Here is a 24,561-nt window from a genome sequence, read left to right as displayed (position 1 = left end):
GGCACGGTCACACGACCCCCAACGGCATGCGCTCCCCAAGCCCAGGTGGTCCACCTCACGCCGCGTCCCGACCCCCCGCCGGATAGCCTCGAGCCATGAGCCGTCCCCCCACCTTCGCTCCGCCCCCCGGCGCCCGCGCCTACTCCCTGCGCACGTCACGCGGTGAGTTCGCCGTGGTCGACGCTCCGGTGGCGGACGGCGTCACACCGCGCGGAACCGCCCTGCTGCTGCCCGGGTTCACCGGCAGCAAGGAGGACTTCAACCCGCTGCACGAGCCGCTCGCGGCGCGTGGGTACCGTACGGTCGCCGTGGACGGGCGCGGCCAGTACCAGTCGGACGGGCCGGACGCCGACGAATCCGCTTACGCCCAGGACGAGTTGGCGAAGGACGTGCTCGCTCAGGCGGCTGCCGTCGGGGCGCCCGTGCATCTCGTGGGGCACTCGCTCGGCGGGCAGATCGCGCGGGCCGCCGTCCTCCTCGACCCGACGCCCTTCCGTTCCCTGACCCTCATGTCCTCGGGCCCCGCCCAGATCTCCGGCTCCCAGCAGCAGCGCGTCAAGCTGCTCCGGGACGCGCTCGCCGTGATGAGCATGGCGAAGGTGTGGGACGCGATCCAGGCCATGGAGCCGCCCGAGGAGACCGACACCGGCGAGCTCGACGAGGGGCTCGACGACCGGGACGATCTGCGCCGACGCTGGCTGGGCAACAAGCCCGCCCAACTCATCGCCACCGGCCGCCAGTTGTGCACCGAGCCGGACCGGGTCGGTGAACTGGCCGCCGTGGCGCTGCCGTTCCATGTGCTGTCGGGGGCGCACGACGACACCTGGCCGGTGCCCCTCCTCGACGACATGGCCGTACGACTCCACGCCCACCGCACGGTCATCGCCGGTGCCGAGCACTCCCCCAACACCGACCGTCCTCTCGAAACGGCCCGCGCCTTCGCCGACTTCTGGGACAGCACCCCGAAGACCGGCTAGTACTGCGTCTGCAAGTGCTCCCAGAACCCGTCCCGCAACGCCCGCCGCAGGTCCGCCTGGCCGCGCAGCGAGTACTGGAGCAGCCCCTCCGCCTCCACCAGCAGGTCCTGGTCGACCGACCCGGGCAGGTAGGGGTGGCCCGGCAGCAGCTCCACCAGGGCGTCCCGGCCCCGTGCCGCCAGCCACTTCGCCGCGATCTGGGCGCCGACGAAACGGACGTCCTCGCGGGCGGGCCGGGTCACCGAGGCCTCGTACGCGGCGGACGTGCGGCGGGCGACGTACGGCTTGAAGAAGTCGAGGTCGAAGACGCGCTGGCTGTCGACCTCCCAGAGCAGCGGCTCGGCCTGGTTGCGGCCCTCGGGGGCCTCGATGCCCCAGAGGTGGACGCGGGCGCCGTAGCCCTGTGCCGCCTCCACCGCCGACACCAGGTCCTCGTCGCCGCCGAGCAGGGCCGCGTCGCTGATCGCGCGGTGCCGGGCGAGGGACTCCAGGTCGGAGCGGATCAGTGAGTCGACGCCCTTCTGCTGGTTGTTGGCGTTGAGGTTGCCCAACCGCACCTTGACGTCCGGGAGTTCGGCGATCGACTGCTGCTCGGCGGTGTGGATGCGGCGCCTGGCCCCGTCGTACCAGTAGACCCGGAGCAGTCTGCTGTCCGCGAAGATCGTACGGGCCCGGTCGATGAGCGCCTCGATGAGTCCCTCGGTGTCGATGTCGAAGGCGCGGCGGTCCTCCGTCCCGGCGACCAGGCGCCCCGCGGCCGCGTAGAGATACCCCGCGTCGACGAAGATCGCGTGGGTCGAGGGCGTCTTCGCCACCTCGGCGAGCATGCGCTGCAACAGCTCGTTGGTGTGGTCGATGCGGGCGCCCAGCGCCTGAAGGTCGTCGTTCATCGCCACCATTGTCCCGGCGGTCACGCTGCGAACACAACCGGTCCCGGTCAGTCTCATACGGACCACTTACCGGTCAGTAGTTAGTCGTTCGAAAAATTTCTTTAGCGTAGGGAATGTTTGTAACACGCAGCCCGTTAGATACAGACATACGCAGCTGTTCTCCTTCAGGAGGATGACCAGACGAAGGGAGAAGCCCATGCGCTTCGAAATCATGCGACTCGACGATGTCGACGGTACCCCCGTGGACAGCACCGTCGTGGACGCCGCCTCCGTCAACCGGATCGTTCAGCAGGCCGCCGCCATCGGACAGCGCCTCTGGATTCGCCCGGCCGACACCTCGGCCTCATAACAACCAGCTTCAGAGCCCCCGCACGGCAACGATGTCGTGCGGGGGCTCTGTGCTTCCCGAAGGCTTCACCCGAAGCGTTCGACCGAAGCGTCGACCCGAAGCCGTACGAGGCTCGGCTCGGCTCAGCTCCCCCGGATCACCTGCGTGACCCCGTTGATGATCTGCTGCACGGCGATCGCGGACAGCATCATCCCCGCGAGCCGTGTCACCAGGACGACCCCGCCGTCCTTGATGACCCGGATGATCAGCAGCGAGTACCGCATGACCAGCCACAGCACGACATGGATGGCGAGGATCGCCGCCCACACCGACACCTGCGTGGCGACACTGTCGGCCTTCTGCACGGCCAGGATCACGGACACGATCGCACCGGGCCCGGCCAGCAGCGGCATGCCCAGCGGCACCAGGGCGACGTTGACGTCCTTGGTCTGCTTGGGCTCGTCGGTCTTGCCGGTGAGCAGGTCCAGGGCGATCAGCAGGAGCAGCAGTCCGCCCGCGATCATGAGCGCGGGCACGGAGACGTGCAGGTAGTCGAGGATCTGGTGGCCGAGGAGGCCGAAGACCGCGATCACCCCGCCCGCCACGCAGACGGCCTGGAAGGCCATCCGCTTCTGCACCTTGCCGGGCCGGCCGGCGGTCAGGGCGAGGAAGATCGGGGTGATCCCCGGGGGATCCATGATGACGAACAGGGTCAGGAAGAGGGAGCCGAAAACGGCAGCGTCGAACACAGGTGAGCCTTGCGGAAGAAAGAAAAGTGGATCAGGTGGGCGCGAGGGCGGTCCCTCAGGCCCCGCCGGTCCCCGGCACCGGGAACGCGCCCGTCGCCCGCCGGGTGATCTCCCCGTACACCTCGGGGTCGGTCCGGAACTCGCCGAGCGTCACCGTCTTGCGGCTGCCGTGGTAGTCCGAGGAGCCGGTGACGAGGAGCCCCAGGTCGGCGGCGAGCCCGCGCAGCCGGTCCCGGGTCTCCGGGTCGTGGTCCATGTGGTCGACCTCGATGCCGTCGAGCCCGGCCGCGGCCATCTTCGCGATGGCGGACTCGGGGACGGTACGGCCGCGCTTGTCGGCGCCGGGGTGGGCGAAGACGGTGACTCCGCCGGCGGCCTTGACCAGCCGGATCGCCTCGAAGGGGTCGGTCTCGTGCTTCTCCACGTACGCCCGGCCGCCGTCGGCCAGCCAGTCCTCGGTGAAGGCGTCGCTGACGGTCGGTACGACACCGAGCTCGACGAGCGCGGTCGCGACGTGCGGCCGGCCGACCGAGCCGTCGCCGGCGATCCGCGCGACCTGCTCCCAGGTGACGGGCACGCCCAGCGCCTGGAGCTTGGTGACCATTCCGCGCGCTCGCGGCACCCGGTCGTCCCGCACCAGCTCACGCTCGGCGAGCAGCTCCGGCTCCTCGGGGTCGAAGAGGTAGGCCAGCAGGTGCATGGAGACGCCGTCGATCCGGCAGGACAGCTCGGCCCCGGTGACGAGCGTGAGCCCCTCGGGCAGCGCGGCGATGGCCTCGGCGTGTCCGCGCGTGGTGTCGTGGTCGGTCAGGGCGACGACGTCCAGCCCGGCGGCGGCAGCGTTGCGCACCAGCTCGGCCGGGGTGTCCGTACCGTCGGACGCGGTGGAGTGGGTGTGCAGGTCGATACGCACGACGCGAACTCCAGGCGGTGAGGGTACGGAAGGGGTCGCTCAAGGATAACCGGATTTCCGAGCCCTCATGTCACACCCGAAAGCCCATAGCGACCCCTACACAAACACTCAGGGTTTCAACAGCCGCGGCGACAACGCCCCGCAGGGGACCAGCTCCACCTCGGCCCCGGCGTCCCGCAGATCCGTCAGCACCAGCTCGTCGTACATCAGCAGTCCCGACTGCTCGGGCCACACGACCGCCCACAGCCACAGCCCGAGCGCCTCGCCCGCGAACACGGCCCGGTCGTCCGGAGTACCGGAGACATGCCACAGCGGGGTCGGGCGGCCGGCCGCCAGCACCTTGGCCTGGGGCGGCTTCTCGACACTCATGTACGGCCCCGGGTCCGGCCCGTCGATGCCCGCGTAGCGCGCGCCGAGGCCGACGCCGAGTTCCTCGGCGACGAGGATCAGCTCGCCGAAACCGCCGAGCGGTCCGGGCCCCGAGCAGGCCACAGCCGTCGCACGGCCGCCACTGCGGTCGTCACCGGCACTGCCGACGCCCGTGAAGAGCCAGCCGACCGGCAGCGGCCACGGCATCCACACCGGCACCTGCGTGCGATGCACCACGACGCCGAGGGCCTCGACGCTGGGCGGGATCACGGGCTGCAACGGGTGCACGGTCCCGTGCACGTCGCACTGCCAGGAATCGGCGAAGAGTCCGGGAGCCCTGACCCGGCCACCACACTTCGGGCAACTGGGTTCGCCCCTCATAGGGCCCCACGGTCCTACCCCTGCCCCGCCACGTCAAGGACGATCACCCGTCCGGGCTGAACCGTTCACCGTACGAAAGTAGATGTAGCTTGCATTAATTAGCTGCCCTAACTTACTATGTGCATACAGCAACCATCTCGACAGCCGTTCTCACCGGAAAGAGAGAAACCATGGACGCCCTCGACGCGGGAGCGGGCAGCCTCCTGCGACAGCCCAAGGCGGTCTGGGCCACGGCCGGCGCCTCCGTCGTCGCCTTCATGGGCATCGGACTCGTCGACCCGATCCTGCCCTCCATCGCCCAGGGTCTCGACGCCACCGCCGGTCAGGTCTCGCTGCTCTTCACCTCGTACTTCCTGATCACCGCGTTCGCGATGCTGATCACCGGCTGGGTCTCCAGCCGGATCGGCGGCCGCAGGACACTGCTGCTCGGCCTCGCGTTCGTGGTGGTCTTCGCGGGTCTCGCCGGTACGTCGGGCTCGGTCGCCGAGCTCGTCGGGTTCCGGGCGGGCTGGGGGCTCGGCAACGCCCTGTTCGTCTCGACGGCGCTCGCGGTCATCGTCGGCGCGGCGGCGGGAGGGAGCGCCGCGGCGATCCTGCTGTACGAGTCCGCGCTCGGCCTCGGCATGGCCTGCGGTCCGCTGCTGGGCGCACTGCTCGGGGACGCCAGCTGGCGGTACCCGTTCTTCGGCACGGCCTTCCTGATGGCGGTCGGCTTCCTGTGCATCACGGTGTTCCTGAAGGAACAGCCGAAGCCGGCCCGGAAGACCTCGCTGCTCGACCCCGTGAAGGCGCTCGGCCACGGCGGCCTGGCCTCCGCCGCCGCCTCGGCGTTCTTCTACAACTACACGTTCTTCACCGTGCTGGCCTTCACCCCGTTCGTGCTGAACATGACGCCGTACAAATCGGGTGCCGTGTTCTTCGCCTGGGGTGTGCTGCTCGCGGTGTTCTCCGTGATCGTGGCGCCGCGATTGCAGGCGCGGTTCGGTTCGCTGAAGGTGCTCGGCGGCTCGCTGGTGCTGCTCGCGGCGGACGTGCTCGTCCTCGGCTACGGCAGTCACACCACCGCGATCGTCTGCACGATCCTGTCCGGCGCGTTCATCGGCGTGAACAACACCGTCTACACCGAGTTGGCCCTGGGTGTGTCGGACGCCCCGCGTCCGGTCGCCAGCGCCGGCTACAACTTCGTGCGCTGGTTCGCGGCCGCCGCGGCCCCCTACTTCGCACCGCGGATCGAGGAGTGGACCGACATCCACATGCCGTTCGTGGTGGCGGCGGTCACCGCGCTCGTGGGCGCCGCCGTGGTCGTCGTACGACGGACCGCGCTGACTCATGAGGTGGAAGAGCTGGAGTCGAAGCACGCCACAGAGGACGGTGTGGCGGTCTTCGTCAACTGACGGTTTCCGGCCACCACTTGGTGAGCTTGCTCACCCCGCGCTCACCCCACGCTCACTCCAGCGGGACGGACTTCCGGGACGGGTCCCTGAGGTCCGTCCCGTTCGTCAGCCAGCGCTCCTGGAGGGCCTGGGCACCGTGCACCCGCTTCCAGGCGGCCTCGTTCGGGGTCATGGGCAGGAGGGGCAGGAACTGGACCGGGTCCATGGGCTCGTCCAGCTCCAGGTCCTCGACCAGGCCGCCCGGCTCGGCCACCAGGACCGAGGTGAACGGGGCGCCGGGCCACAGCGGTTCACCCACGTCGAGGGACGCGCCGGGGGCCACGATCACGCCCTCGACCTGCGGCGACGCGGCGAGGACGGCGAGCGCGCGGAGCACCTTGTCGGTGTCGGCGAGGCCCGCGCGGACCGACAGGAACAGCTCGGCGCGGGGGCCCTTGACCGGGTCGGCCAGCATCGCGGTGGGGTCGCCCATCGGCGCCGCGGACATGCCGAGCGTGGCGTAGCGGACGATGTCGCCCTCGTGGAAGCGGAGCACCTCGATGCGGTCCGTGCCCAGGAAGGTGACCGCCGCGCGGGCGTCCGGCTCGCCGAGCGCGGTACGCAACCGGGCCTCGACCAGAGGAAGAACATCAGCCATGCCGCGAGCATAGAACTCGTCAGTACCGGGCAAAGCAGCGCCTTGACACTTCAGTCGGCTGATACTCTTGCCCGGTCGTTCGGGGCAGCACGCAGAAGCGTCGCGATCGAGTCCCGACGCCATGAAAATCCCCTGCGAGGGGAACTCCCCTACGGGGAATGAACGTCCCTTACGAGGGACCGGCCGGAGGAGGTGGGGCTGTCATGGATCGAAGTCACCCGTGCAGTACCACTCGCTCTTCCGCCCGCTGATGTAGCTGATCCGGGTCCCCGGCTCACCGCCGCCTCTCGTCGCGCTCGCGTCTTCATCGGAAGAGCACTTCGTCTAGATCTGCCTGATCTGTCTGATTCGAAATCAGCATCTGTATCAGCAACGAAGCCTGCCACCGCAATGGTGCGGTGCTCCCCGCTTTGTGGACGTGCCAAACATCTGCCGTTCGGACGTCCCCATTCCGGGCAGTTCCACCCGTTGAAGCGGCCTTTCGTTGCCTGTCGCGAAGGAGCCTGCCATGTCGATGATCCGCGACCTGCGCGCCGTCGTCCGCCCGTCCCGTCCCTCGCTCCGCAAGGGCGTGCGCATGGACGGCGGGGCGTACGACACCACCCGCGACCCCGGCACCCCCTCGGCCGTCGTCGACTGCGCCGTCTACCGCGACGGCGCCCGCGTCGAGACGCCCCTGCCGCTGACGCCGCACGAGGCGATGCGTCAGGTGCGCCGCGACGGCGGCTTCGTCTGGATCGGTCTGCACGAGCCGACCGAGGCCGAATTCGCCGGTATCGCGAGCGAGTTCGGGCTGCACCCGCTGGCCGTCGAGGACGCCGTCCAGGCGCACCAGCGGCCGAAGCTGGAGCGCTACGACGACTCCCTGTTCACCGTCTTCAAGACCATCCACTACGTCGAGCACGACCGCCTCACCGCCAACAGCGAGGTCGTCGAGACCGGCGAGGTCATGTGCTTCACCGGACGGGACTTCTTCATCACCGTCCGGCACGGCGGCCAGGGTTCGCTGCGGGCGCTGCGCCACCGCCTCCAGGACGACCCGGAGCTGCTCGCCAAGGGCCCCTCCGCGGTGCTGCACGCGATCGCCGACCACGTCGTCGACGGCTACATCGCGGTCGCCGACGCCGTGCAGGACGACATCGACGAGGTCGAGACGGACGTGTTCTCGCCGGGCCGCAAGGGCTCCCCGCGCGGCTCGGACGCCGGCCGGATCTACCAGCTCAAGCGTGAGGTGCTGGAGTTCAAGCGGGCGGTGTCGCCGCTGCTGCGGCCCATGCAGCTGCTGAGCGAGCGGCCGATGCGGCTGATCGACCCCGACATCCAGAAGTACTTCCGGGACGTCGCCGACCACCTCGCCCGCGTGCAGGAGCAGGTCATCGGCTTCGACGAGCTCCTCAACTCGATCCTCCAGGCCAACCTCGCGCAGGCGTCCGTCGCGCAGAACGAGGACATGCGGAAGATCACCTCGTGGGCGGCCATCATCGCCGTACCGACGATGGTGTGTGGCGTGTACGGCATGAACTTCGACTACATGCCCGAGACGCACTGGAAGTACGGCTACCCCGTGATCATGATGATCACCGGTGTCATCTGCCTCGGCATCCACCGCACCCTGAAGCGCAACGGCTGGCTGTGAGGGTGCCTGGATAGGCTGCCCCCATGACTAGCGAGCTGCTCGACCAGGCCCTCGTCGAGGAGGCCACGAAGAAGTCCGGCCTCATCTGGGTCAGGGGTCCCGAGGGCCCCGCCCGGGCGCTGTGGCACGTGTGGCACGAGGGTGCCGCGTGTCTGGTCGGCGACGGGCCGGGCGAGCAGCCGCTGCCGGGGCTGACGGACGGCGGTGCGGCCGAGGTCACGGTCCGCAGCAAGGACAAGGGCGGGCGGCTGGTCTCCTGGACGGCGAAGGTCGTGGAGCTGCCGTCCGGGTCGGAGGCCTGGGCGGCGGCCGTCGCCGAGCTCAAGGGCAAGCGCCTCAACGCGCCCGACGGGGAGGCGATGCCGGAGCGCTGGGGGCGGGAGTGCCGGGTGCTGCGCCTGGAGCCGACCGGGGCGACCGCGCCGCTGCCCGACGGCGACCTGGCCGGGCCGCCGGTGCCGACGTCCGCGACGACCCGCCGGCCGATCCCCGCCGCTCTGCCGAAGCTGCTGCTGAAGCGGCGCCGCCGGAAGTAGCCGGGTCAGGACGTCGGCAGCTGCTTGCCGTAGTCCACCGTCTCGTCCTTCGCCGGCGCCGCCAGCTCGAAGGGCTTGCCCCAGCCGGAGAAGGTCAGTGTGCCGGCGCCGCCCGCGCGTTCCAGGCGGAGCGGGTACGGCTTGCCCTCCAGGGAGACGTCCAGGGTGCCGCCGGCGCCGTCGTCGCCCGTGATCCGGATCGTGCGGATACCCGACTGCTCGTGGTGGCCGTCGGTGGCGAGGTCGCCGTGCAGCGTCAGCAGGCTCGACAGCAGGACGTCCTTGTCGGTGAAGCCGCTGAACTTCTTGTACGACGGGTCGCCCTGAGGCACCTTCACGAACTTGCCGTCGAGCTTGTCGGCGGCGGCCGTGTCCGAGCCCTTGTCGTCGCCCTCGCCGTCCTCATGGCTCCAGAACCCGGCGTCGGCCTTGAGGAAGAGCTTCTCCCCGATCCGCAGCAGCTTGAAGGTGGCGCCCTCGGCGGTGACCGACCCGGTGCCGCCGTCCGCCTTCAGCTGCATGTCGAGTTTGTAAGTGCGCCCGCTGGTAACCACGGTTCCGGAGAGACGCACCGTGTCCGCGGACTCGGCGGCGGCCTTGGTCTTCGTCTGGATCTGGTCGGCCGGCAGCTTGCCGACGCCGTTGGTACCCGCGTCGGGGTCGTCACTACCGCACCCCGTCAGGACCGTGCCCGTCACGACCAGGGCGCACACCGCGCCCCTGAGTCCCGTCCGGCGGGTACGGACCTGGGGAATCGCAGTCACAGGTGGGGCGCCTTTCCGACGAGGGGCCATCAAGCGGCGTACGGCAGAGTACCGGGGCCCGGCGGGCCGAGCGGAGCCAGTCCGTCCGCACCGCCCACCAGGGCGTCCCTCATCGGGACGGGCTAGCCTGAAGCCCACTTGACGGACAATTCACACGGATCAATCCACAGGGAAAGGAGGCACGGCGATGGCAGGGGGCGCCCCCAGGATCTTCGTCTCGCACCTCTCCGGCGTCGCCGTGTTCGATCCCAACGGCGACCAGGTCGGCCGGGTGCGCGACCTCGTCGTCATGCTGCGCGTGGGCCGCAGACCGCCGCGCGTGCTCGGCCTGGTCGTGGAACTGTCCACGCGGCGCCGCATCTTCCTGCCCATGACCCGGGTGACCAGCATCGAGTCCGGCCAGGTCATCACCACCGGCGTGCTCAACGTCCGCCGCTTCGAACAGCGGCCCACCGAGCGTCTGGTCTTCGGCGAGCTCCTCGACCGGCGCGTCACCCTCGTCGAGACCCGCGAGGAGGTGACCGTCCTGGACGTGTCCGTGCAGCAGCTGCCGGCCCGCCGGGACTGGGAGATCGACAAGGTCTTCGTCCGCAAGGGCGGCAAGGGCGGCGCGTTCCGGCGCAAGGGCGAGTCGCTGACCGTCGAGTGGTCCGCCGTCACCGGCTTCTCCCTGGAGGAGCACGGACAGGGCGCCGAGAGCCTGCTGGCCACCTTCGAGCAGCTGCGCCCCGCCGACCTCGCCAACGTCCTGCACCACCTCTCCCCCAAGCGGCGCGCCGAGGTCGCCGCCGCCCTCGACGACGACCGGCTGGCCGACGTGCTCGAGGAGCTGCCGGAGGACGACCAGATCGAGATCCTCGGCAAGCTCAAGGAGGAGCGGGCGGCCGACGTGCTGGAGGCCATGGACCCGGACGACGCGGCCGACCTGCTCGGCGAGCTGCCGACGGAGGACCAGGAGCGGCTGCTGAGCCTGATGCAGCCCGCCGACGCGGCCGACATGCGGCGCCTGATGTCCTACGAGGAGCACACCGCGGGCGGTCTGATGACGACCGAGCCGATCGTGCTGCGGCCCGACGCCACCGTCGCCGACGCCCTCGCGCGCGTGCGCAACCCCGACCTCTCCCCCGCGCTCGCCGCCCAGGTCTACGTCTGCCGCCCGCCCGACGAGACGCCGACCGGCAAATACCTGGGCACCGTCCACTTCCAGCGGCTGCTGCGGGACCCGCCGTACACCCTGGTCAGCGCGATCATCGACGACGACCTCCAGCCGCTGGACCCGGACGCGGCGCTGCCGCTCGTCGCCGGGTTCTTCGCGACGTACGACATGGTCGCGGCGCCCGTGGTCGACGAGGCCGGGTCGCTGCTGGGGGCGGTCACCGTGGACGACGTACTGGACCACATGCTCCCCGAGGACTGGCGGGAGACGGAGTTCCATCTGGACGAGGACGAAGAGGGCGGGGTGGCAGCTCATGGCTCCTGAGCGCGAGACCGCCCGCGAGCGCACCCCCAGCGGCGCCACCGCCACCACCCGCCCGCGCACCCGCCTGGACCAGCCCCGGCCGCCGCGGCGCCGGCTGCTGCCCGAGTGGGACCCGGAGGCCTTCGGGCGGCTGTCGGAGCGCATCGCACGCTTCCTCGGCACGGGCCGGTTCATCGTCTGGATGACGGTCGTCATCATCGCGTGGGTGCTGTGGAACGTGTTCGCCCCCGGCGACCTGCGCTTCGACAACTACCCCTTCATCTTCCTCACCCTGATGCTGTCGCTCCAGGCTTCCTATGCGGCGCCTCTCATCCTGCTCGCGCAGAACCGGCAGGACGACCGAGACCGCGTCAACCTCGAACAGGACCGCAAGCAGAACGAGCGGTCCATCGCCGACACCGAGTATCTGACCCGGGAGATCGCCGCCCTGCGCATCGGCCTCGGCGAGGTCGCGACCCGCGACTGGATCCGCTCCGAACTCCAGGACCTGGTGAAGGAGCTGGAGGAGAGACAGGACGGGCACGGTGTATTCCCGGCAGAACGGTCAGCGGGACGTGACGCAGACGACCGCTAGGGCTATCCAGGGCCCCTGTGTTCAGCCGTACCATCGTCCTTATGGCTAGCGAAGACGCGGTGCGCGAGGCACTGGCGACGGTGAACGACCCCGAGATCAACCGCCCCATCACGGAACTCGGGATGGTCAAGTCGGTCGACATCGGCGCGGACGGGGCGGTCGCGGTCACCGTGTACCTGACGGTCTCGGGTTGCCCGATGCGCGAGACGATCACGCAGCGCGTGACGGACGCGGTCGCGGCCGTCGACGGCGTCACCCGTGTCGACGTCACGCTCGACGTGATGAGCGACGAGCAGCGCAAGGAGCTGGCGACGGCCCTGCGCGGCGGCCAGACCGAGCGCGAGGTCCCCTTCGCCAAGCCCGGCTCGCTCACGCGCGTGTACGCGGTCGCCTCCGGCAAGGGCGGCGTCGGCAAGTCCTCGGTGACGGTGAACCTGGCGGCGGCGATGGCGGCCGACGGTCTGAAGGTCGGTGTGGTCGACGCCGACATCTACGGCCACTCGGTGCCGCGCATGCTGGGCGCCGACGGGCGACCCACCCAGGTCGAGAACATGATCATGCCGCCGTCGGCGAACGGCGTGAAGGTCATCTCCATCGGCATGTTCACCCCGGGCAACGCCCCGGTCGTGTGGCGCGGCCCGATGCTGCACCGCGCGCTCCAGCAGTTCCTCGCGGACGTGTACTGGGGCGACCTGGACGTCCTGCTCCTCGACCTCCCGCCGGGCACCGGTGACATCGCGATCTCCGTGGCCCAGCTGGTCCCGAACGCCGAGATCCTGGTCGTGACGACCCCGCAGCAGGCGGCGGCCGAGGTCGCCGAGCGCGCCGGCTCCATCGCCGTCCAGACCCACCAGAAGATCGTCGGCGTGGTCGAGAACATGTCGGGCCTGCCGTGCCCGCACTGCGACGAGATGGTCGACGTCTTCGGCACCGGCGGCGGCCAGACGGTCGCCGACGGCCTGACCCGCACCACGGGTGCCACGGTCCCGGTCCTCGGCGCCATCCCGATCGACGTCCGTCTGCGCGAGGGCGGCGACGAGGGCAAGCCGGTCGTCCTGAGCGACCCGGACTCCCCGGCGGGCAAGGCCCTGCGCGACATCGCGGGCAAGCTCGGCGGCCGCCAGCGCGGCCTCGCGGGCCTGTCCCTGGGGATCACCCCGCGCAACAAGTTCTAGCTCTTCGCCTACGACGACGGGGGCGCCCACCAGGAGAGTGGGCGCCCCCGTCGTCGTACCGCTACGCGTACTCGCCGATGTCCTTGATCATGGCGAAGCCGAGCCCGTACGCGCTCATGCCTCTTCCGTACGCCCCCACGTGCACGCCCTCCGGGGTCGAGCCGGCGAGCACCCAGCCGAACTCGGACTCCCGGTAGTGGAAGGGCGTGGGCACGCCGTCCACGGGGAGCGACAGCGTCGACCAGTCGGAGCCGTCGAGGTCGTCGGCCAGCGCCCACGCCGTCTCGGTCTGCTGGTCCAGCCAGTCGTCACGCAGGGAGTGGTCCATCGAGCCGGGCCAGGTGAAGGACAGCAGCCCCACGCCCGCGAGCCACGCCGCCGACGAGACCGACGTGGCCTCCAGCAGGCCCGTGCCGTCGGCGCTCCTGCGGGACGGATTGGCCGCGACGGTGACCACCACCGCGAACTTCTCCTTGTCCTCCGAGGCTTCGTTGCGTACGGAGGGCTCGTCACCGTGCCCGATCGAACCGTGCTCGACGGCACCGTCGGCCGCCGTTCCGACCTGCATCAGCCACCGCGGCCCCGTGAAGGCCTCGTCGAGGCCGTACCACGGGAAGGGCGCCTGCAGGTAGCCGTCGACCGTGCGCCGGGCGGAGGGGACCTGTTGTCCGCCCTCCGTGGCCGGCGCCTGCGCGACTGCCTGACTCGTCGTCTCCATGTGCCCGGACGCCTCCTCGTTCCTCGTCGGACCGGGACGGCCCGCCCCCCTTCGGGCGACTCGTCCGGTCCGCACAACAACTCGGCAGCATAGCCACCCCATCGGGACCAGCAGCGAAACCGCCGGGTGCGCGGGGCGTCCGAAGGTCCGGTTCAGGCCGGGCACGCCCGCACACGGGTATGAAACGCATCACACACGACAGAGCCGCACATCACTGACGTGCGGCTCCGGGAGGTGCGGGGTGGCGTGGCTCAGGTGGCGTCCGCGTCGAAGACCGGCCGGTCGTCCTTGCCGTCGTCGTCCTTCTTGGTCATGTCGATCCGGCCGCCGGAGGACCCTGAGGACGAGGACGAGGCCGAAGAGGAGGAGTCCGAGTCGCGGCCGTGGACCGCGTCCGTGACCTCGGCCATCTCCTTCTTCAGGTCGAAGCCGTTGCGGATCTCCTTGAGCCCCAGCTCGTCGTTGTCCAGCTGCTTGCGGATGAACGTCTTGGGGTTCAGGTCCTCGAACTCGAAGTCCTTGAACTCGGGACCGAGCTCCGAGCGGATGTCCTGCTTGGCGCTCTCCGAGAACTCGCGGATCTTGCGAATGGTCCGCGTGACGTCCTGGATGAGCTTCGGGAGCTTGTCCGGACCGAAGACGAGCACGGCGAGGACAACGAGCGTCACCAGCTCGAGCGGTCCTATGTCATTGAACACCTGAAGCTCCTTGCGATGTCCGGGCCGGGTCCACGGTACCCGGCGATCCGGTACGACCGGTACTGTCCCGAGCCCCCCGAGTGCACGCGCATGAGCGGTTTTGTGGGTTGTTTGCCATGTGGGACGGGGTTTCCGGGCGTGACTATGAGGTTTCCGTCAATCGCCGTCCGAGGAGCCGAGCACCAGGGAGATGGTCAGTTCTTTGCCGCCGCGCTCCACGGTGAGCTCCAGCCGGTCGCCCGGGCGGTGGGCGCGGGTCTTGACGATGAGTTCCTCGCCGGAGTGGACGCGCTGGCCGTCGACCTCGGTGATGACGTCGCCCGCCTCGATGCCGGCCTTGTCGCCGGGGCCGCCCGCGGTGACCGCGGCGCCGCCGCCGTTGCCCTTGGTGCCGACGCGGGCGCCGTCGCCGGAGTAGTCCATGTCGAGGGTGACGCCGATCACCGGGTGGGTGGCCTTGCCCGTGTTGATCAGTTCCTCGGCGACGCGCTTGGCCTGGTTGACCGGGATGGCGAAGCCGAGGCCGATGGAACCCGCCTGGCCGCCGCTCTCGTCGGAGCCGCTGTCGGCGGAGCGGATGGCGGAGTTGATGCCGATCACCCGGGCCTTGGAGTCGAGCAGCGGCCCGCCGGAGTTGCCGGGGTTGATGGGCGCGTCGGTCTGCAACGCGTCGACGTAGGACACGTCGCTGCCGTCGCCGCTCTCGCCGCCGGCCGTGATGGGCCGCTCCTTGGCGCTGATGATACCGGAGGTGACGGTGCCCTCCAGGTCGTAGGGGGCGCCGATGGCGACGACGGGGTCGCCGACCTGGACGTTGTCGGAGTTGCCGAGCGTCAGGGGGGTGAGCCCGCTGACACCGCTGACCTTGACCACGGCGAGGTCGTAGCCGCTGTCCCGGCCGACGACGGTGGCCTTGGCGGTGTCCCCGCTGTGGAAGGTCACCGTTATCTCGCCGTCGCCGCCGGCGGGTTCGACGACGTGGTTGTTGGTGAGGATGTGGCCCCGGTCGTCGAGCACGAATCCGGTGCCGGTGCCGGACTCCTCGCTGCCGGTCACATGCAGCGTGACCACGCTGGGCAGCGCCCGCGCCGCGATCCCGGCCACGCTGTCCGGAGCCCGCCCGGCAGGCTCCGCCGCGGCCTGCGGCAGCTCTACGTCCCCCACGCCGCCGTTGCGCTCCAGATACGCCCCCACGACCCCGCCGACGCCCCCTGACACGAGCGCGAGCAGCACGGCGGCCCCGACGAGCACCTTCCTGGCCCGCTTACGCCGCTGCTCCTTGGAGGGGACGGCGGCACCGTTCTGCTGGAAGGGGGTCTGGAGGTGGTGCTGGACGGGGGTCTGGAGGGGGGTGGGGGTGGCGGACCAGGGGTCGTAGTTCTGCCACGGGTTGGTGGGGGGTGGGGTGGGACCGGGTGGGGTGGGAGCAGGGGCCGGGGCGGGGGCCTGGGCCGGGGCGGGGGTGGCGCTGTGGTGGTGCGGGGCGGGGGTCCCGTGGGGCTGGGTGGGCGCGGGGGCGGGGCCTGGGGTGGCGCTGTGGTGCGGGGCCGGGGCGGGGGCCGGAGTGGGGCCGTGGCTCGCGGCCGACGCGGGGGTGCCGTGCGGCTGGGCAGGCGCCGGGGCGGGGGCCGGGACGGTGCCGTGTGGCGGTGCAGGTGTGGCGGACGTGGGCTGCGGGGGCGCCGTGGGCGTTCCGTGGGACGGGGACGTCGCCGGGTGCTGGACCGGTGGGGCGGGGGCCCAGGGGCCGGGTTCGCCGTAGGGCGGGGTGCTGTAGGGGTCGGGGTCGTGCAGGGGCTTGGGGCGCTCGGGCTCGGCCGCGGGGGCCGGCGCAGGGTGCGCGTCGGTATCGGCGTGGGTGTCCGCGTCGGCGTCGGTGTCTGCGGCTGCGGCTGCGGCTGCGGCTGCGGCTGGTGCCGACGCCTCGGCGGGGCGGTCCAGTTCGAAGTCGCCGGAGACGTCGGAGACGCCGTCGCTCGGCGGCTCATGCCGGTCCGGCGCGGCCGGTGCGTCCTGCGGTGAGCGCAGTTCGAAGTCCCCCTCGGGGAGACCGCGTTCGGAGTCGTCCACGGGCGAGGCGTCCTGAGGTCGCCTCAACTCGTAGTCACCTTCCGGCAGGGCCGCGTCACCGCCACCCGCACGGCTCCACCACTTCGCCTTCGTGGGCTTCCCCTCGTTCATGCTCTCCCCACAGCCAGGGCCCGTCCGGCACGGCGGACCCCACTCACCCACACCTCTCAGGCACAGCGCCTCGACGACACGGCCTGAGCTGCCGGACAGGACACGGCACGGCTCTGACTGGATTCAACCAGGTTCACCGGCCGACGCGCAGACGCCGGTCAGCGGGTGGGGCCGGAGGAGGTGGAAGGAGAAGAGGTCGCGTCGGGGACGGGTGCGGCGAGAAGGGCGGGCGGGGGGAGGTCCGGTGCGGTGGACCACGCGGTCAGCGTCAGCTGGGGAGAGGTGCTGAGCGGACGTATCAGCGGGGACATGACGGCCGCGCCGGCCACGACGGGTGTCGCGAGCGTGCGCGAGACCGGCTGGGCCGGTACGCCGGGTACGAGCGGGGCGGAGGCCTCGGTCGGGGCGGACCCGGTGTCGTCGATCCGGGACTGACCGGCGGCGAGCAGCGGGCCCACCGCACGGCGGCGCTGGCTGTCCGGCGTGGTCGCGGCCCCGGTGCCCTGGGTGCGGGCCGGGGTCACATTGCTGCCGCCCGAGCCACCGCGCGCGTCGGTGTCGGCCGGGACGCCGGTCGTGACACCGCCCAGCGCGATCGCGGCCAGCGACACCGCACCGGCGGCGACGAACGCGAAGCGCATGCCGCGCGACGCCGTCCGCTCGGCCTCGTGCCGACTGACGTCGTGGATGCGGAAGCCGCCGCGGTCCATGCCGGCCGGGAGGACCGAGCCGTGCGGGCGGGTCGGGACGTAGTCGAACTCGAAGCGCTCGCCGCGCTTCACTCCGAAGACTCCGGCGGTCCCGGGTCGTTCGGCGAAGACGTCGGGAAAGCCTCCCCCGAACGGCGAGCCGGCGCCGTCGTCCGTGCCACCTCCTCCGGGCAGCCCCTGCAGTCGCGCCAGGAAGCTCTCGGACGGGGGCGGCGGGGCCGCCTCCGCGAAGACGTTCTTCAGTCGGCGCTGGGCGTCGGCCTCGGCCTTGCACTTGGCGCAGGTGGCCAGGTGGGCGAGGACGCGCTCGCGCGTCTCATGACCGAGCTCGCCGTCCACAAGCGCGGCGAGTCGGTCTCCCAGATGCTGCTCCGCGAGATGCCCTTTGGCGGGGTTGGGCCGTGATCCACTCACGCGGTCGCGCCCCCTCCCCCCAGTGCGGCGACGCGGGGCACGAAGGAGCGGCGCTCCTTGCGGGCCTCCGGAGAGCGGTGCGCGAGGGCCTTGCGCAGCTGGGAACGGCCGCGGTGGATACGGGAGCGGACGGTGCCGAGCTTGACGCCGAGGGTCGCGGCGATCTCCTCGTACGACAGTCCTTCGATGTCGCACAGCACGACCGCGGCGCGGAACTCGGGCGCCAGGGTGTCGAGGGCCTGCTGGACGTCCGCGTCGAAGTGGGCGTCGTTGAAGACCTGCTGGGGTGAGGGCTCGCGGCTGGGCAGGCGCTCGGCCGCGTCCTCGCCGAGGGCGTCGAAGCGGATGCGCTGCTTGCGGCGCACCATGTCCAGGAAGAGGTTGGTGGTGATGCGGTGCAGCCAGCCCTCGAAGGTGCCGGGCGTGTAGGTCGACAAGGAGCGGAAGACGCGGACGAAGACCTCCTGGGTGAGGTCCTCCGCGTCGTGCTGGTTGCCCGTCAGGCGGTAGGCGAGCCGGTAGACCCGGCCGCTGTGCGTGCTGACGATCTCCTCCCACGTCGGAGGAGTCCACGCCTGCCCGTCCGCGTCGGTGGAGAAGGTCGCGGTCTGGCTGTACTCGTCGTGGCTGGGGTCAGCAGCGGTGTCGTTCACGGATTTCGGCCTACCCGCCGATCCGAGGAAGCGCCGCAGCACTCCTCCGCGATCCACAGGCGCAGCCGCACCTCCCCTGTCGGCTCTGGTGGTGTCCAGTGGAGCCCCTACCATAGCCACCTCGCCCGTTAGCTCCGGATAAGCGGTTTTACGAGAATTTGATCTGGGCTGATACCGCTCGTACGGCTGCGTCACCGCCCGCTCGGGGCCCTGTCCGAGCCCCTGCTCGTCGTCGTGATCCAACTGTGTCCCCCCGGGTGCGTCTCCACCCCTCTAAACGCCCGGTCCCATCAGCAGGTTCCCGGCCCCAACGGATACAGTCACGCCCAGGCAACCACGGGGACAGGAGAGGGTCATTACCGGCAACCGGCAGACGAGCTGGGCGTTCGCCGACGCCTACGTCGCCGAGGACGAAGTGCTGCTCTGGGCCCGCGACCGGGCCCGTGAGGCAGGGCTGCGCTCGGTGTCGCCCGGCGCGGGTGCGGCACTGCGGTTGCTGGCGGCCTCGGTGGACGCCAAGGCGGTCGCCGAGATCGGCACCGGTACGGGAGTCTCCGGCATCCATCTGCTGCACGGCATGCGCCCCGACGGCGTCCTGACGACCGTCGACCCCGAGCCGGAGCACCAGCAGTTCGCCCGTCAGGCCTTCCGGGCCTCCGGCTTCGCCAGCAACCGGGCCCGCTTCATCCCCGGCCGCGCCCTCGACGTCCTGCCCCGGCTCGCGGACGCCGGCTACGACCTCGTCTTCTGCGACGGCGACCGTCAGGAGGTCATGGACTACCTCGCTGAATCGTTGCGCCTGCTGCGACCGGGGGGCCTCGTGGTGTTCGAGGGGGTCTTCGCGCACGGCCGGACGGTGGACTCGGGTCCGCAGCCGACCGAGGTGCTGCGGCTGCGCGAGCTGCTGCGCGCGGTGCGGGAGAGCCCGGAACTGGTGCCGTCGCTGCTGCCGGTGGGTGACGGGCTGCTGTGCGCGGTCAAGCGGTAGTCATGCGGCAGTACCGGCCCTGAGGCGGTAAACAGCGACCCCGGCACCGCATGCGATGCCGGGGTCACCGAAAGGGTATGGTCGCTTCCGCGTCAGCCGACGACCTTCTTGAGGGCGTCGCCGAGCGCGTCGGCCTCGTCAGGGGTCAGCTCGACGACGAGCCGACCGCCGCCTTCGAGCGGAACGCGCATGACGATGCCCCGCCCCTCCTTGGTCACCTCGAGCGGGCCATCGCCCGTCCGCGGCTTCATGGCCGCCATGCTCGTTCCCCTTCCTGAAACCAGCTCATCGTCAAAGCCGACGGCCCCTGGGAGGGCACGCGTGTCGTGCGTGAGCACGCGACACCGGCATCGAACACATTGCTTCCAAGCCATTATCCCGCATCTCAGGACCCGATGACCAACATCAGTCGGCATCGCTTGGGCAACGCGCGCGAGCAAAACCACTCAATTCGGCGATGTGACTGCGATACTGCGCGGCCGTGCACATGTTCGGCGACAGAATTCGGTCGCCGATTCTTTGATGCAGGTCACACGTCCGTTCCGGTCCCTGGGCGGTGATCTCCGCCATGCTGTCCTACTGAACCCGCAAGTAACCCGCAAGGACGCAGGAGGGGACGCATCATGGCCGACACCGTGCTCTACGAGGTGAGCGACGGACTCGCGACGATCACCATCAACCGGCCCGAGGCGATGAACGCGCTGAACATCGCGACGAAGGTCGCGCTGCGGGACGCGGTCCAGGCCGCGGCCGGTGACGACGCCGTACGGGCCGTGCTGCTGACCTCCGCCGGGGACCGAGCGTTCTGTGTGGGGCAGGACCTCAAGGAGCACATCGGGCTGCTCGCGGACGGCTCGACCTCCGTCATGAGCACGGTCAAGGAGCACTACAACCCGGTCGTGCGCGCCCTGACGGAGATGCCCAAGCCGGTGGTGGCCGGGGTGAACGGCGTCGCGGCCGGGGCCGGGTTCGGCCTGGCGCTCGCGGCGGACTACCGGGTGGTCGCGGACACGGCCGGGTTCAACACCTCGTTCGCGGGCGTCGCGCTGACGGCGGACTCCGGGATCTCGTGGACCCTGCCGCGGGTGGTGGGCCCCGGGCGCGCCGCCGACCTGCTGCTCTTCCCGCGGACGATCAAGGCCCAGGAGGCGTACGAGCTGGGCATCGCGAACCGGCTGGTCCCGGCGGGTGAGCTGCACGCCGAGGCCGAGAAGGTGGCGCGGGCGCTGGCCGAGGGGCCGACCGTGGCGTACGCGGCGATCAAGGAGTCCGTCGCCTACGGGTTCTCGCACTCTCTGGCGGAGACGCTGGAGAAGGAGGACGAGCTCCAGACGCGGGCGGGGGCGTCGGAGGACCATGCGATCGCGGTGCGGGCGTTCGTGAACAAGGAGCAGCCCAAGTACCTGGGACGCTGAGGGGGCTCAGCTCCGCCTGGCCGAGCAGTCGGCCAGGTGATCGTTCACCAGACCGCACGCCTGCATCAGGGCGTACGCCGTCGTCGGCCCCACGAAGCGCAAGCCCTTCTTCTTCAGGGCCTTCGACAGGGCCGTCGACTCCGGGGTGATCGCCGGGACGTCTCCCACCGTCCGGGGAGCCGGGCCCGGCGTCTTCGGGGCGTGGGACCAGATGAACTCGTCGAGCTCGCCCGGGGCCCACTCGGCCAGTACGCGCGCGTTGGCGAGGGTCGCGTCGATCTTGGCGCGGTTGCGGATGATGCCCTCGTCCAGGAGGAGGCGGTCGCGGTCGGTGTCCGTGAACGCCGCCACCTTGGCGATCTCGAAGCCCGCGAAGGCCGCGCGGAAGCCCTCCCGGCGGCGCAGGATCGTGATCCACGAGAGGCCGGACTGGAAGGCCTCCAGGCAGAGGCGCTCGTAGAGGGCGTCGTCGCCGTGGACCGGGCGGCCCCACTCCTCGTCGTGGTAGGCGAGGTAGTCCTCGGTGGAGACGCCCCAGGGGCAGCGCAGACGGCCGTCCGGGCCGGCGAGGGCGCTTCCGTCGCTCACTGGTCCTCCTGAGCGGGCTTCTCCATGGAGACGTGGGAGGCATGCGAGGCATGCGTGCCGTGGGCGGCGGCCTGGGCGCCGGCCAGGGCCGACTCCAGGTCGGCGATGCGCGCGTCGCGCTCGGCGAGCTCGGCGCCGAGGCGGCCGAGGGCGTCGTCCACGTCGGCCATGCGGTAGCCGCGCGCGGCGAGCGGGAAGCGGAGGGCCTCCACGTCGGCGCGGTGGACCGGGCGGTCGTACGGCAGGGGGTCCTGGAGGCGCTCCGGGGCGGCCTCCGGGAGCGGGCCCGTCTCGCCGCCGCCCACCACGGCGAGCGTCACCGCGGCGACCACGACGGCGAGCGCGACGACGAGGAACAAGAACATAACCATCGCTGTGGGCCCCCACGCTCGGTGAAAGTGTCGGACTCGAATGTGTCAGAGTCCGATCGTGCCATGCGAGTCTGACAGTTAGGGTCGCAGGCGGCCGCGGGCCGACGACTTGCCAGGACGTACTAGGAGAGGTCACAGGGGATGCTCAGGCTGGGCAGGCGGGAATTCGAACCGCACGAGCCGGTGATCATGGCGATCGTGAACCGGACCCCGGACTCCTTCTACGACCAGGGCGCGACCTTCCGGGACGAGCCGGCCCTCGCGCGCGTGGAGCAGGCGGTGGCCGAGGGTGCCGCGATCATCGACATCGGCGGGGTCAAGGCCGGGCCGGGCGAAGAGGTGTCCGCCGAGGAGGAGGCGCGGCGGACGGTCGGGTTCGTGGCGGAGGTGCGGCGGCGGTTCCCCGACGTCGTCATCAGCGTGGACACCTGGCGGGCGTCGGTCGGTGAGGCCGTGTGCGAGGCGGGCGCGGATGTGCTGAACGACGCGTGGGGCGGGGTCGATCCGGGGCTCGCGGAGGTGGCCGCGCGGTACGGGGTGGGTCTGGTGTGCACGCACGCGGGCGGGGCCGAGCCTCGTACGCGGCCGCATCGGGTGACGTACGACGACGTCATGGCCGACATCCTGCGGGTGACCGTGGGGCTGGCCGAGCGGGCTGTGGCGCTGGGGGTGCCGCGGGAGTCGGTGATGATCGATCCGGGGCACGACTTCGGGAAGAACACGCGGCACGGTCTCGAGGCGACGCGGCGGCTCGGGGAGATGGTGGAGACGGGGTGGCCGGTGCTGGTGTCCCTGTCGAACAAGGACTTCGTCGGCGAGACGCTGGACAAGCCGGTGAAGGAGCGGGTCGTCGGGACGCTCGCGACGACGGCGGTCTCGGCGTGGCTCGGGGCGCAGGTCTACCGCGTGCACGAGGTCGCCGAGACCCGTCAGGTGCTGGACATGGTGGCGTCGATCGCGGGCCACCGGCCCCCGGCGGTCGCCCGCCGGGGACTGGCCTGATCCGCCGGACCGGCCCTAGCGGCCCGCCTCCTTCGACACCAGCGCCACCGCCTCGTCCACGTCGTCCGTGACGTGGAACAGCAGGAGGTCCTTCTCGGAGGCCTTGCCCTGGGCGATCAGGGTGTTCTTCAGCCAGTCCACGAGGCCGCCCCAGTAGGCGCTGCCGAACAGGACGATCGGGAAGCGGGTGACCTTCTGGGTCTGGACGAGGGTGAGGGCCTCGAAGAGCTCGTCGAGGGTGCCGAGGCCGCCGGGCAGGACCACGAAGCCCTGCGCGTACTTCACGAACATCATCTTGCGGACGAAGAAGTACCGGAAGTTCAGGCCGATGTCGACGTACGGGTTCAGGCCCTGCTCGAAGGGCAGCTCGATGCCGAGGCCCACCGAGATGCCGTTCGCCTCGCAGGCGCCCTTGTTGGCCGCCTCCATCGCCCCTGGACCGCCGCCCGTGATCACCGCGAAGCCGGCCTCGACCAGGCCTCGGCCGAGCTGCACGCCCGCCTCGTACTCCGGGGAGTCCGCCGGGGTCCGCGCGGAGCCGAACACGCTGATCGCGGGCGGGAGTTCGGCGAGCGTGCCGAAGCCCTCGATGAACTCCGACTGGATGCGCAGGACCCGCCAGGGGTCGGTGTGGACCCAGTCGGAGGGGCCGCCCGCGTCCAGGAGCCGCTGGTCGGTGGTGCTGGCCGTGACCTGTCCACGCCTTCGGAGGACGGGTCCCAGGCGCTGCTCCGACGGTGGCTGCTTCTTCCCCTCGGGGTTGCCGGTAGCCATGTGCGCTCCCTCCGCTAGCGGGTAGTTCTGCTTCAGCCTAGATCTACGCGGGTTACGGAGGGGGGACATGTGCGTGTCCGCCGTGCAGCGGCCTTACCGCCTCATGCCGTCAGCCACGTCCTCAAACGCTCCTCCGCGACCGGGATCAGCGACGCCTTCACCCGCTCGTCGACCTTGTGGGCGAGCAGCGGGTTGCCGGGGCTGTAGTTGACGGCGGGGATGCCCAGGCGGCTGAAGCGGGACACGTCGGTCCAGCCGTACTTGGGGTGGACCTCGCCGCCCACGGCCTGCACGAAGGCCGCCGCGGACGGGTCGTTCAGGCCCGGTCGGGCCCCGCCGGTGTGGTCGTCGACGACGAACTCGTCCACGCCGCAGTCGGCGAAGTAGTCGCGGACGAAGGCCTCGGCCTCCTCCTCGCTGCGGTCGGGCGCGTAGCGGAAGTTGACGGTGACCGTGCAGGCGTCCGGGATGACGTTGGTGGCCACTCCGCCCTCGATGCCGACGGCGTTGAGGCCCTCGTGGTAGCGCAGGCCGTCCACCACCGGCCGGCGCGGCTCGTACGCGGCCAGCTTGGCCAGCACGCGCGCGGACGCGTGGATCGCGTTGGAGCCCATCCACGCGCGCGCGGAGTGCGCCCTCTCCCCCTTGAACTTGAGCAGCACCCTGAGCGTGCCCTGGCAGCCGCCCTCCACCTGGCCGTCGGTGGGTTCGAGGAGCACCGCGAAGTCGCCCGCCAGCCACTCGGGGTGGGCCTCGGCGACATGGCCCAGGCCGTTGAGGTGGGCGGCGACCTCTTCGTTGTCGTAGAAGACGAAGGTGAGGTCGCGGTTGGGGGCCGGGACCGTGGCCGCGATGCGCAGTTGGACGGCGACGCCGGACTTCATGTCGCAGGTGCCGCAGCCCCAGAGGTAGCCGTCCTCGTCGAGGCGGGAGGGGACGTTGTCGGCGATGGGGACGGTGTCGATGTGGCCGGCGAGGATGACCCGCTCCGCGCGGCCCAGGTTCGTGCGGGCCACCACGTTGTTGCCGTACCGGTCGACCGTGAGGTGCGGCAGGGCGCGCAGCGCGGTCTCGATGGCGTCCGCGAGGGGCTTCTCGGTGCCGCTCACCGAGGGGAAGTCGACGAGCTGCGCGGTCAGCTCCGCAGCGTCCAGCGTGAGGTCAAGCGGGGTATCGGCCATGGCCCCGACCCTAACGCCCGGGCCCTCGCGGCCGTCGTCCACACCCGGCTCGGGCACCACAGGCC

At 70.9% G+C, this 24,561-nt stretch carries 28 protein-coding genes; 11 read left to right on the top strand and 17 right to left on the bottom strand.

Features of this window, described 5'->3' with window-relative positions:
* Positions 1–95: 95 nt before the first annotated feature.
* On the top strand, positions 96–977 hold the full coding sequence (locus tag EJC51_RS31795; RefSeq protein WP_126274215.1) for an alpha/beta fold hydrolase: 882 nt from the start codon (positions 96–98) through the stop codon (positions 975–977).
* Here the strand turns inward: EJC51_RS31795 and EJC51_RS31790 are convergent.
* Positions 974–1,867 carry an NYN domain-containing protein gene (locus tag EJC51_RS31790; RefSeq protein ID WP_126274214.1) on the bottom strand — a complete coding sequence of 298 codons (894 nt, stop codon included), beginning with the start codon at positions 1,865–1,867 and terminating at the stop codon, positions 974–976. The two genes, EJC51_RS31795 and EJC51_RS31790, sit on opposite strands and share 4 nt — an antisense overlap.
* A 196-nt stretch (positions 1,868–2,063) precedes the next feature.
* On the opposite strand from EJC51_RS31790, the gene EJC51_RS31785 reads away from it, so the two are divergent.
* Positions 2,064–2,216 (top strand): hypothetical protein, encoded by a 153-nt coding sequence (locus tag EJC51_RS31785; protein ID WP_007384531.1) that lies wholly within the window; start codon positions 2,064–2,066, stop codon positions 2,214–2,216.
* Positions 2,217–2,338: 122 nt separating this feature from the next.
* Here EJC51_RS31785 and EJC51_RS31780 read toward each other — a convergent pair whose 3' ends face one another.
* From EJC51_RS31780 to EJC51_RS31770, 3 genes are all read right to left on the bottom strand, one after another.
* Positions 2,339–2,944: a MarC family protein gene (locus tag EJC51_RS31780; protein WP_097268717.1), complete on the bottom strand. Its 606-nt coding sequence runs from the start codon at positions 2,942–2,944 to the stop codon at positions 2,339–2,341.
* 55 nt (positions 2,945–2,999) lie between these two features.
* Entirely contained in the window at positions 3,000–3,857 is an 858-nt protein-coding gene (locus tag EJC51_RS31775) for a PHP domain-containing protein (protein WP_126274213.1), read from the bottom strand.
* Between the two features lie 108 nt (positions 3,858–3,965).
* Positions 3,966–4,607 (bottom strand): DUF6758 family protein, encoded by a 642-nt coding sequence (locus tag EJC51_RS31770; RefSeq protein ID WP_059192484.1) that lies wholly within the window; start codon positions 4,605–4,607, stop codon positions 3,966–3,968.
* A gap of 170 nt (positions 4,608–4,777) precedes the next feature.
* Between EJC51_RS31770 and EJC51_RS31765 the strand changes: the two genes are divergently transcribed.
* Positions 4,778–6,001: an MFS transporter gene (locus EJC51_RS31765; protein ID WP_126274212.1), complete on the top strand. Its 1,224-nt coding sequence runs from the start codon at positions 4,778–4,780 to the stop codon at positions 5,999–6,001.
* 52 nt (positions 6,002–6,053) lie between these two features.
* Here the strand turns inward: EJC51_RS31765 and EJC51_RS31760 are convergent, their stop codons facing one another.
* Complete coding sequence (locus EJC51_RS31760; protein WP_126274211.1) at positions 6,054–6,638, bottom strand: suppressor of fused domain protein; 585 nt, start codon at positions 6,636–6,638, stop codon at positions 6,054–6,056.
* 508 nt (positions 6,639–7,146) lie between these two features.
* Here EJC51_RS31760 and EJC51_RS31755 point away from each other — a divergent pair.
* Both EJC51_RS31755 and EJC51_RS31750 read left to right on the top strand, forming a co-directional pair.
* Positions 7,147–8,274, top strand: a complete 1,128-nt coding sequence (locus EJC51_RS31755; RefSeq protein WP_126274210.1) for a magnesium and cobalt transport protein CorA — start codon at positions 7,147–7,149, stop codon at positions 8,272–8,274.
* A gap of 23 nt (positions 8,275–8,297) precedes the next feature.
* Positions 8,298–8,810, top strand: coding sequence for a hypothetical protein (locus tag EJC51_RS31750; protein ID WP_126274209.1), 513 nt, complete (start codon positions 8,298–8,300; stop codon positions 8,808–8,810).
* Positions 8,811–8,815: 5 nt separating this feature from the next.
* Here the strand turns inward: EJC51_RS31750 and EJC51_RS31745 are convergent, their stop codons facing one another.
* Positions 8,816–9,574, bottom strand: a complete 759-nt coding sequence (locus tag EJC51_RS31745) for a hypothetical protein (protein ID WP_126274208.1) — start codon at positions 9,572–9,574, stop codon at positions 8,816–8,818.
* A gap of 187 nt (positions 9,575–9,761) precedes the next feature.
* Between EJC51_RS31745 and EJC51_RS31740 the strand changes: the two genes are divergently transcribed.
* The 3 genes from EJC51_RS31740 to EJC51_RS31730 are packed head-to-tail and all read left to right on the top strand — an operon-like array spanning position 9,762 to position 12,803.
* Positions 9,762–11,054 carry a magnesium transporter MgtE N-terminal domain-containing protein gene (locus tag EJC51_RS31740; protein ID WP_126274207.1) on the top strand — a complete coding sequence of 431 codons (1,293 nt, stop codon included), beginning with the start codon at positions 9,762–9,764 and terminating at the stop codon, positions 11,052–11,054.
* The gene (locus EJC51_RS31735) at positions 11,044–11,628 is read left to right on the top strand and encodes a DUF1003 domain-containing protein (RefSeq protein WP_059192490.1); all 585 of its coding nucleotides are present in this window, start codon (positions 11,044–11,046) and stop codon (positions 11,626–11,628) included. The genes EJC51_RS31740 and EJC51_RS31735 overlap by 11 nt, the downstream gene beginning before the upstream one ends.
* A 41-nt stretch (positions 11,629–11,669) precedes the next feature.
* Positions 11,670–12,803, top strand: a complete 1,134-nt coding sequence (locus EJC51_RS31730; RefSeq protein ID WP_097274549.1) for an Mrp/NBP35 family ATP-binding protein — start codon at positions 11,670–11,672, stop codon at positions 12,801–12,803.
* Positions 12,804–12,864: 61 nt separating this feature from the next.
* Here the strand turns inward: EJC51_RS31730 and EJC51_RS31725 are convergent, their stop codons facing one another.
* The 5 genes from EJC51_RS31725 to sigE form a co-directional block, all read right to left on the bottom strand.
* Positions 12,865–13,521 (bottom strand): hypothetical protein, encoded by a 657-nt coding sequence (locus EJC51_RS31725; RefSeq protein WP_059192492.1) that lies wholly within the window; start codon positions 13,519–13,521, stop codon positions 12,865–12,867.
* Positions 13,522–13,772: 251 nt separating this feature from the next.
* On the bottom strand, positions 13,773–14,219 hold the full coding sequence (locus EJC51_RS31720) for a sec-independent translocase (protein ID WP_126274206.1): 447 nt from the start codon (positions 14,217–14,219) through the stop codon (positions 13,773–13,775).
* 156 nt (positions 14,220–14,375) lie between these two features.
* Positions 14,376–16,400: a S1C family serine protease gene (locus EJC51_RS31715; RefSeq protein ID WP_126274205.1), complete on the bottom strand. Its 2,025-nt coding sequence runs from the start codon at positions 16,398–16,400 to the stop codon at positions 14,376–14,378.
* Between the two features lie 158 nt (positions 16,401–16,558).
* Positions 16,559–17,524, bottom strand: coding sequence for an anti-sigma factor family protein (locus EJC51_RS31710; RefSeq protein ID WP_126274204.1), 966 nt, complete (start codon positions 17,522–17,524; stop codon positions 16,559–16,561).
* A complete protein-coding gene (gene sigE / locus EJC51_RS31705) occupies positions 17,521–18,219 on the bottom strand; it encodes an RNA polymerase sigma factor SigE (RefSeq protein WP_079310366.1) in 699 nt (232 codons plus the stop codon). The genes EJC51_RS31710 and sigE overlap by 4 nt, the downstream gene beginning before the upstream one ends.
* A gap of 313 nt (positions 18,220–18,532) precedes the next feature.
* Here sigE and EJC51_RS31700 point away from each other — a divergent pair, with 313 nt between their 5' ends.
* On the top strand, positions 18,533–19,165 hold the full coding sequence (locus EJC51_RS31700) for an O-methyltransferase (protein ID WP_126274203.1): 633 nt from the start codon (positions 18,533–18,535) through the stop codon (positions 19,163–19,165).
* A 92-nt stretch (positions 19,166–19,257) separates the two neighbouring features.
* Here the strand turns inward: EJC51_RS31700 and EJC51_RS31695 are convergent, their stop codons facing one another.
* Both EJC51_RS31695 and EJC51_RS47885 read right to left on the bottom strand, forming a co-directional pair.
* Entirely contained in the window at positions 19,258–19,425 is a 168-nt protein-coding gene (locus EJC51_RS31695; RefSeq protein ID WP_003966491.1) for a DUF3117 domain-containing protein, read from the bottom strand.
* Between the two features lie 145 nt (positions 19,426–19,570).
* Complete coding sequence (locus tag EJC51_RS47885; protein ID WP_165951180.1) at positions 19,571–19,735, bottom strand: hypothetical protein; 165 nt, start codon at positions 19,733–19,735, stop codon at positions 19,571–19,573.
* Between the two features lie 53 nt (positions 19,736–19,788).
* Here EJC51_RS47885 and chcB point away from each other — a divergent pair, with 53 nt between their 5' ends.
* The gene (chcB, locus tag EJC51_RS31690) at positions 19,789–20,580 is read left to right on the top strand and encodes a 2-cyclohexenylcarbonyl CoA isomerase (RefSeq protein WP_126274201.1); all 792 of its coding nucleotides are present in this window, start codon (positions 19,789–19,791) and stop codon (positions 20,578–20,580) included.
* A 6-nt stretch (positions 20,581–20,586) separates the two neighbouring features.
* Here the strand turns inward: chcB and EJC51_RS31685 are convergent, their stop codons facing one another.
* Together EJC51_RS31685 and EJC51_RS31680 are read right to left on the bottom strand one after the other, a co-directional pair.
* Positions 20,587–21,168 carry a DNA-3-methyladenine glycosylase I gene (locus tag EJC51_RS31685; protein WP_126274200.1) on the bottom strand — a complete coding sequence of 194 codons (582 nt, stop codon included), beginning with the start codon at positions 21,166–21,168 and terminating at the stop codon, positions 20,587–20,589.
* Positions 21,165–21,539 (bottom strand): DivIVA domain-containing protein, encoded by a 375-nt coding sequence (locus EJC51_RS31680; RefSeq protein ID WP_126274199.1) that lies wholly within the window; start codon positions 21,537–21,539, stop codon positions 21,165–21,167. The genes EJC51_RS31685 and EJC51_RS31680 overlap by 4 nt, the downstream gene beginning before the upstream one ends.
* A 141-nt stretch (positions 21,540–21,680) precedes the next feature.
* Between EJC51_RS31680 and folP the strand changes: the two genes are divergently transcribed.
* Positions 21,681–22,541, top strand: a complete 861-nt coding sequence (gene folP / locus EJC51_RS31675) for a dihydropteroate synthase (protein ID WP_126274198.1) — start codon at positions 21,681–21,683, stop codon at positions 22,539–22,541.
* Positions 22,542–22,556: 15 nt separating this feature from the next.
* Here folP and EJC51_RS31670 read toward each other — a convergent pair whose 3' ends face one another.
* The gene (locus tag EJC51_RS31670) at positions 22,557–23,315 is read right to left on the bottom strand and encodes an LOG family protein (RefSeq protein WP_126274197.1); all 759 of its coding nucleotides are present in this window, start codon (positions 23,313–23,315) and stop codon (positions 22,557–22,559) included.
* A 101-nt stretch (positions 23,316–23,416) separates the two neighbouring features.
* Complete coding sequence (dapE, locus tag EJC51_RS31665) at positions 23,417–24,496, bottom strand: succinyl-diaminopimelate desuccinylase (RefSeq protein ID WP_126274196.1); 1,080 nt, start codon at positions 24,494–24,496, stop codon at positions 23,417–23,419.
* Positions 24,497–24,561 lie beyond the last annotated feature (65 nt).

Origin of the sequence: Streptomyces aquilus, from assembly GCF_003955715.1 — a bacterium.
Lineage (GTDB): Bacteria > Actinomycetota > Actinomycetes > Streptomycetales > Streptomycetaceae > Streptomyces > Streptomyces aquilus.
This window is presented reverse-complemented; position numbering and strand designations above follow the sequence as displayed.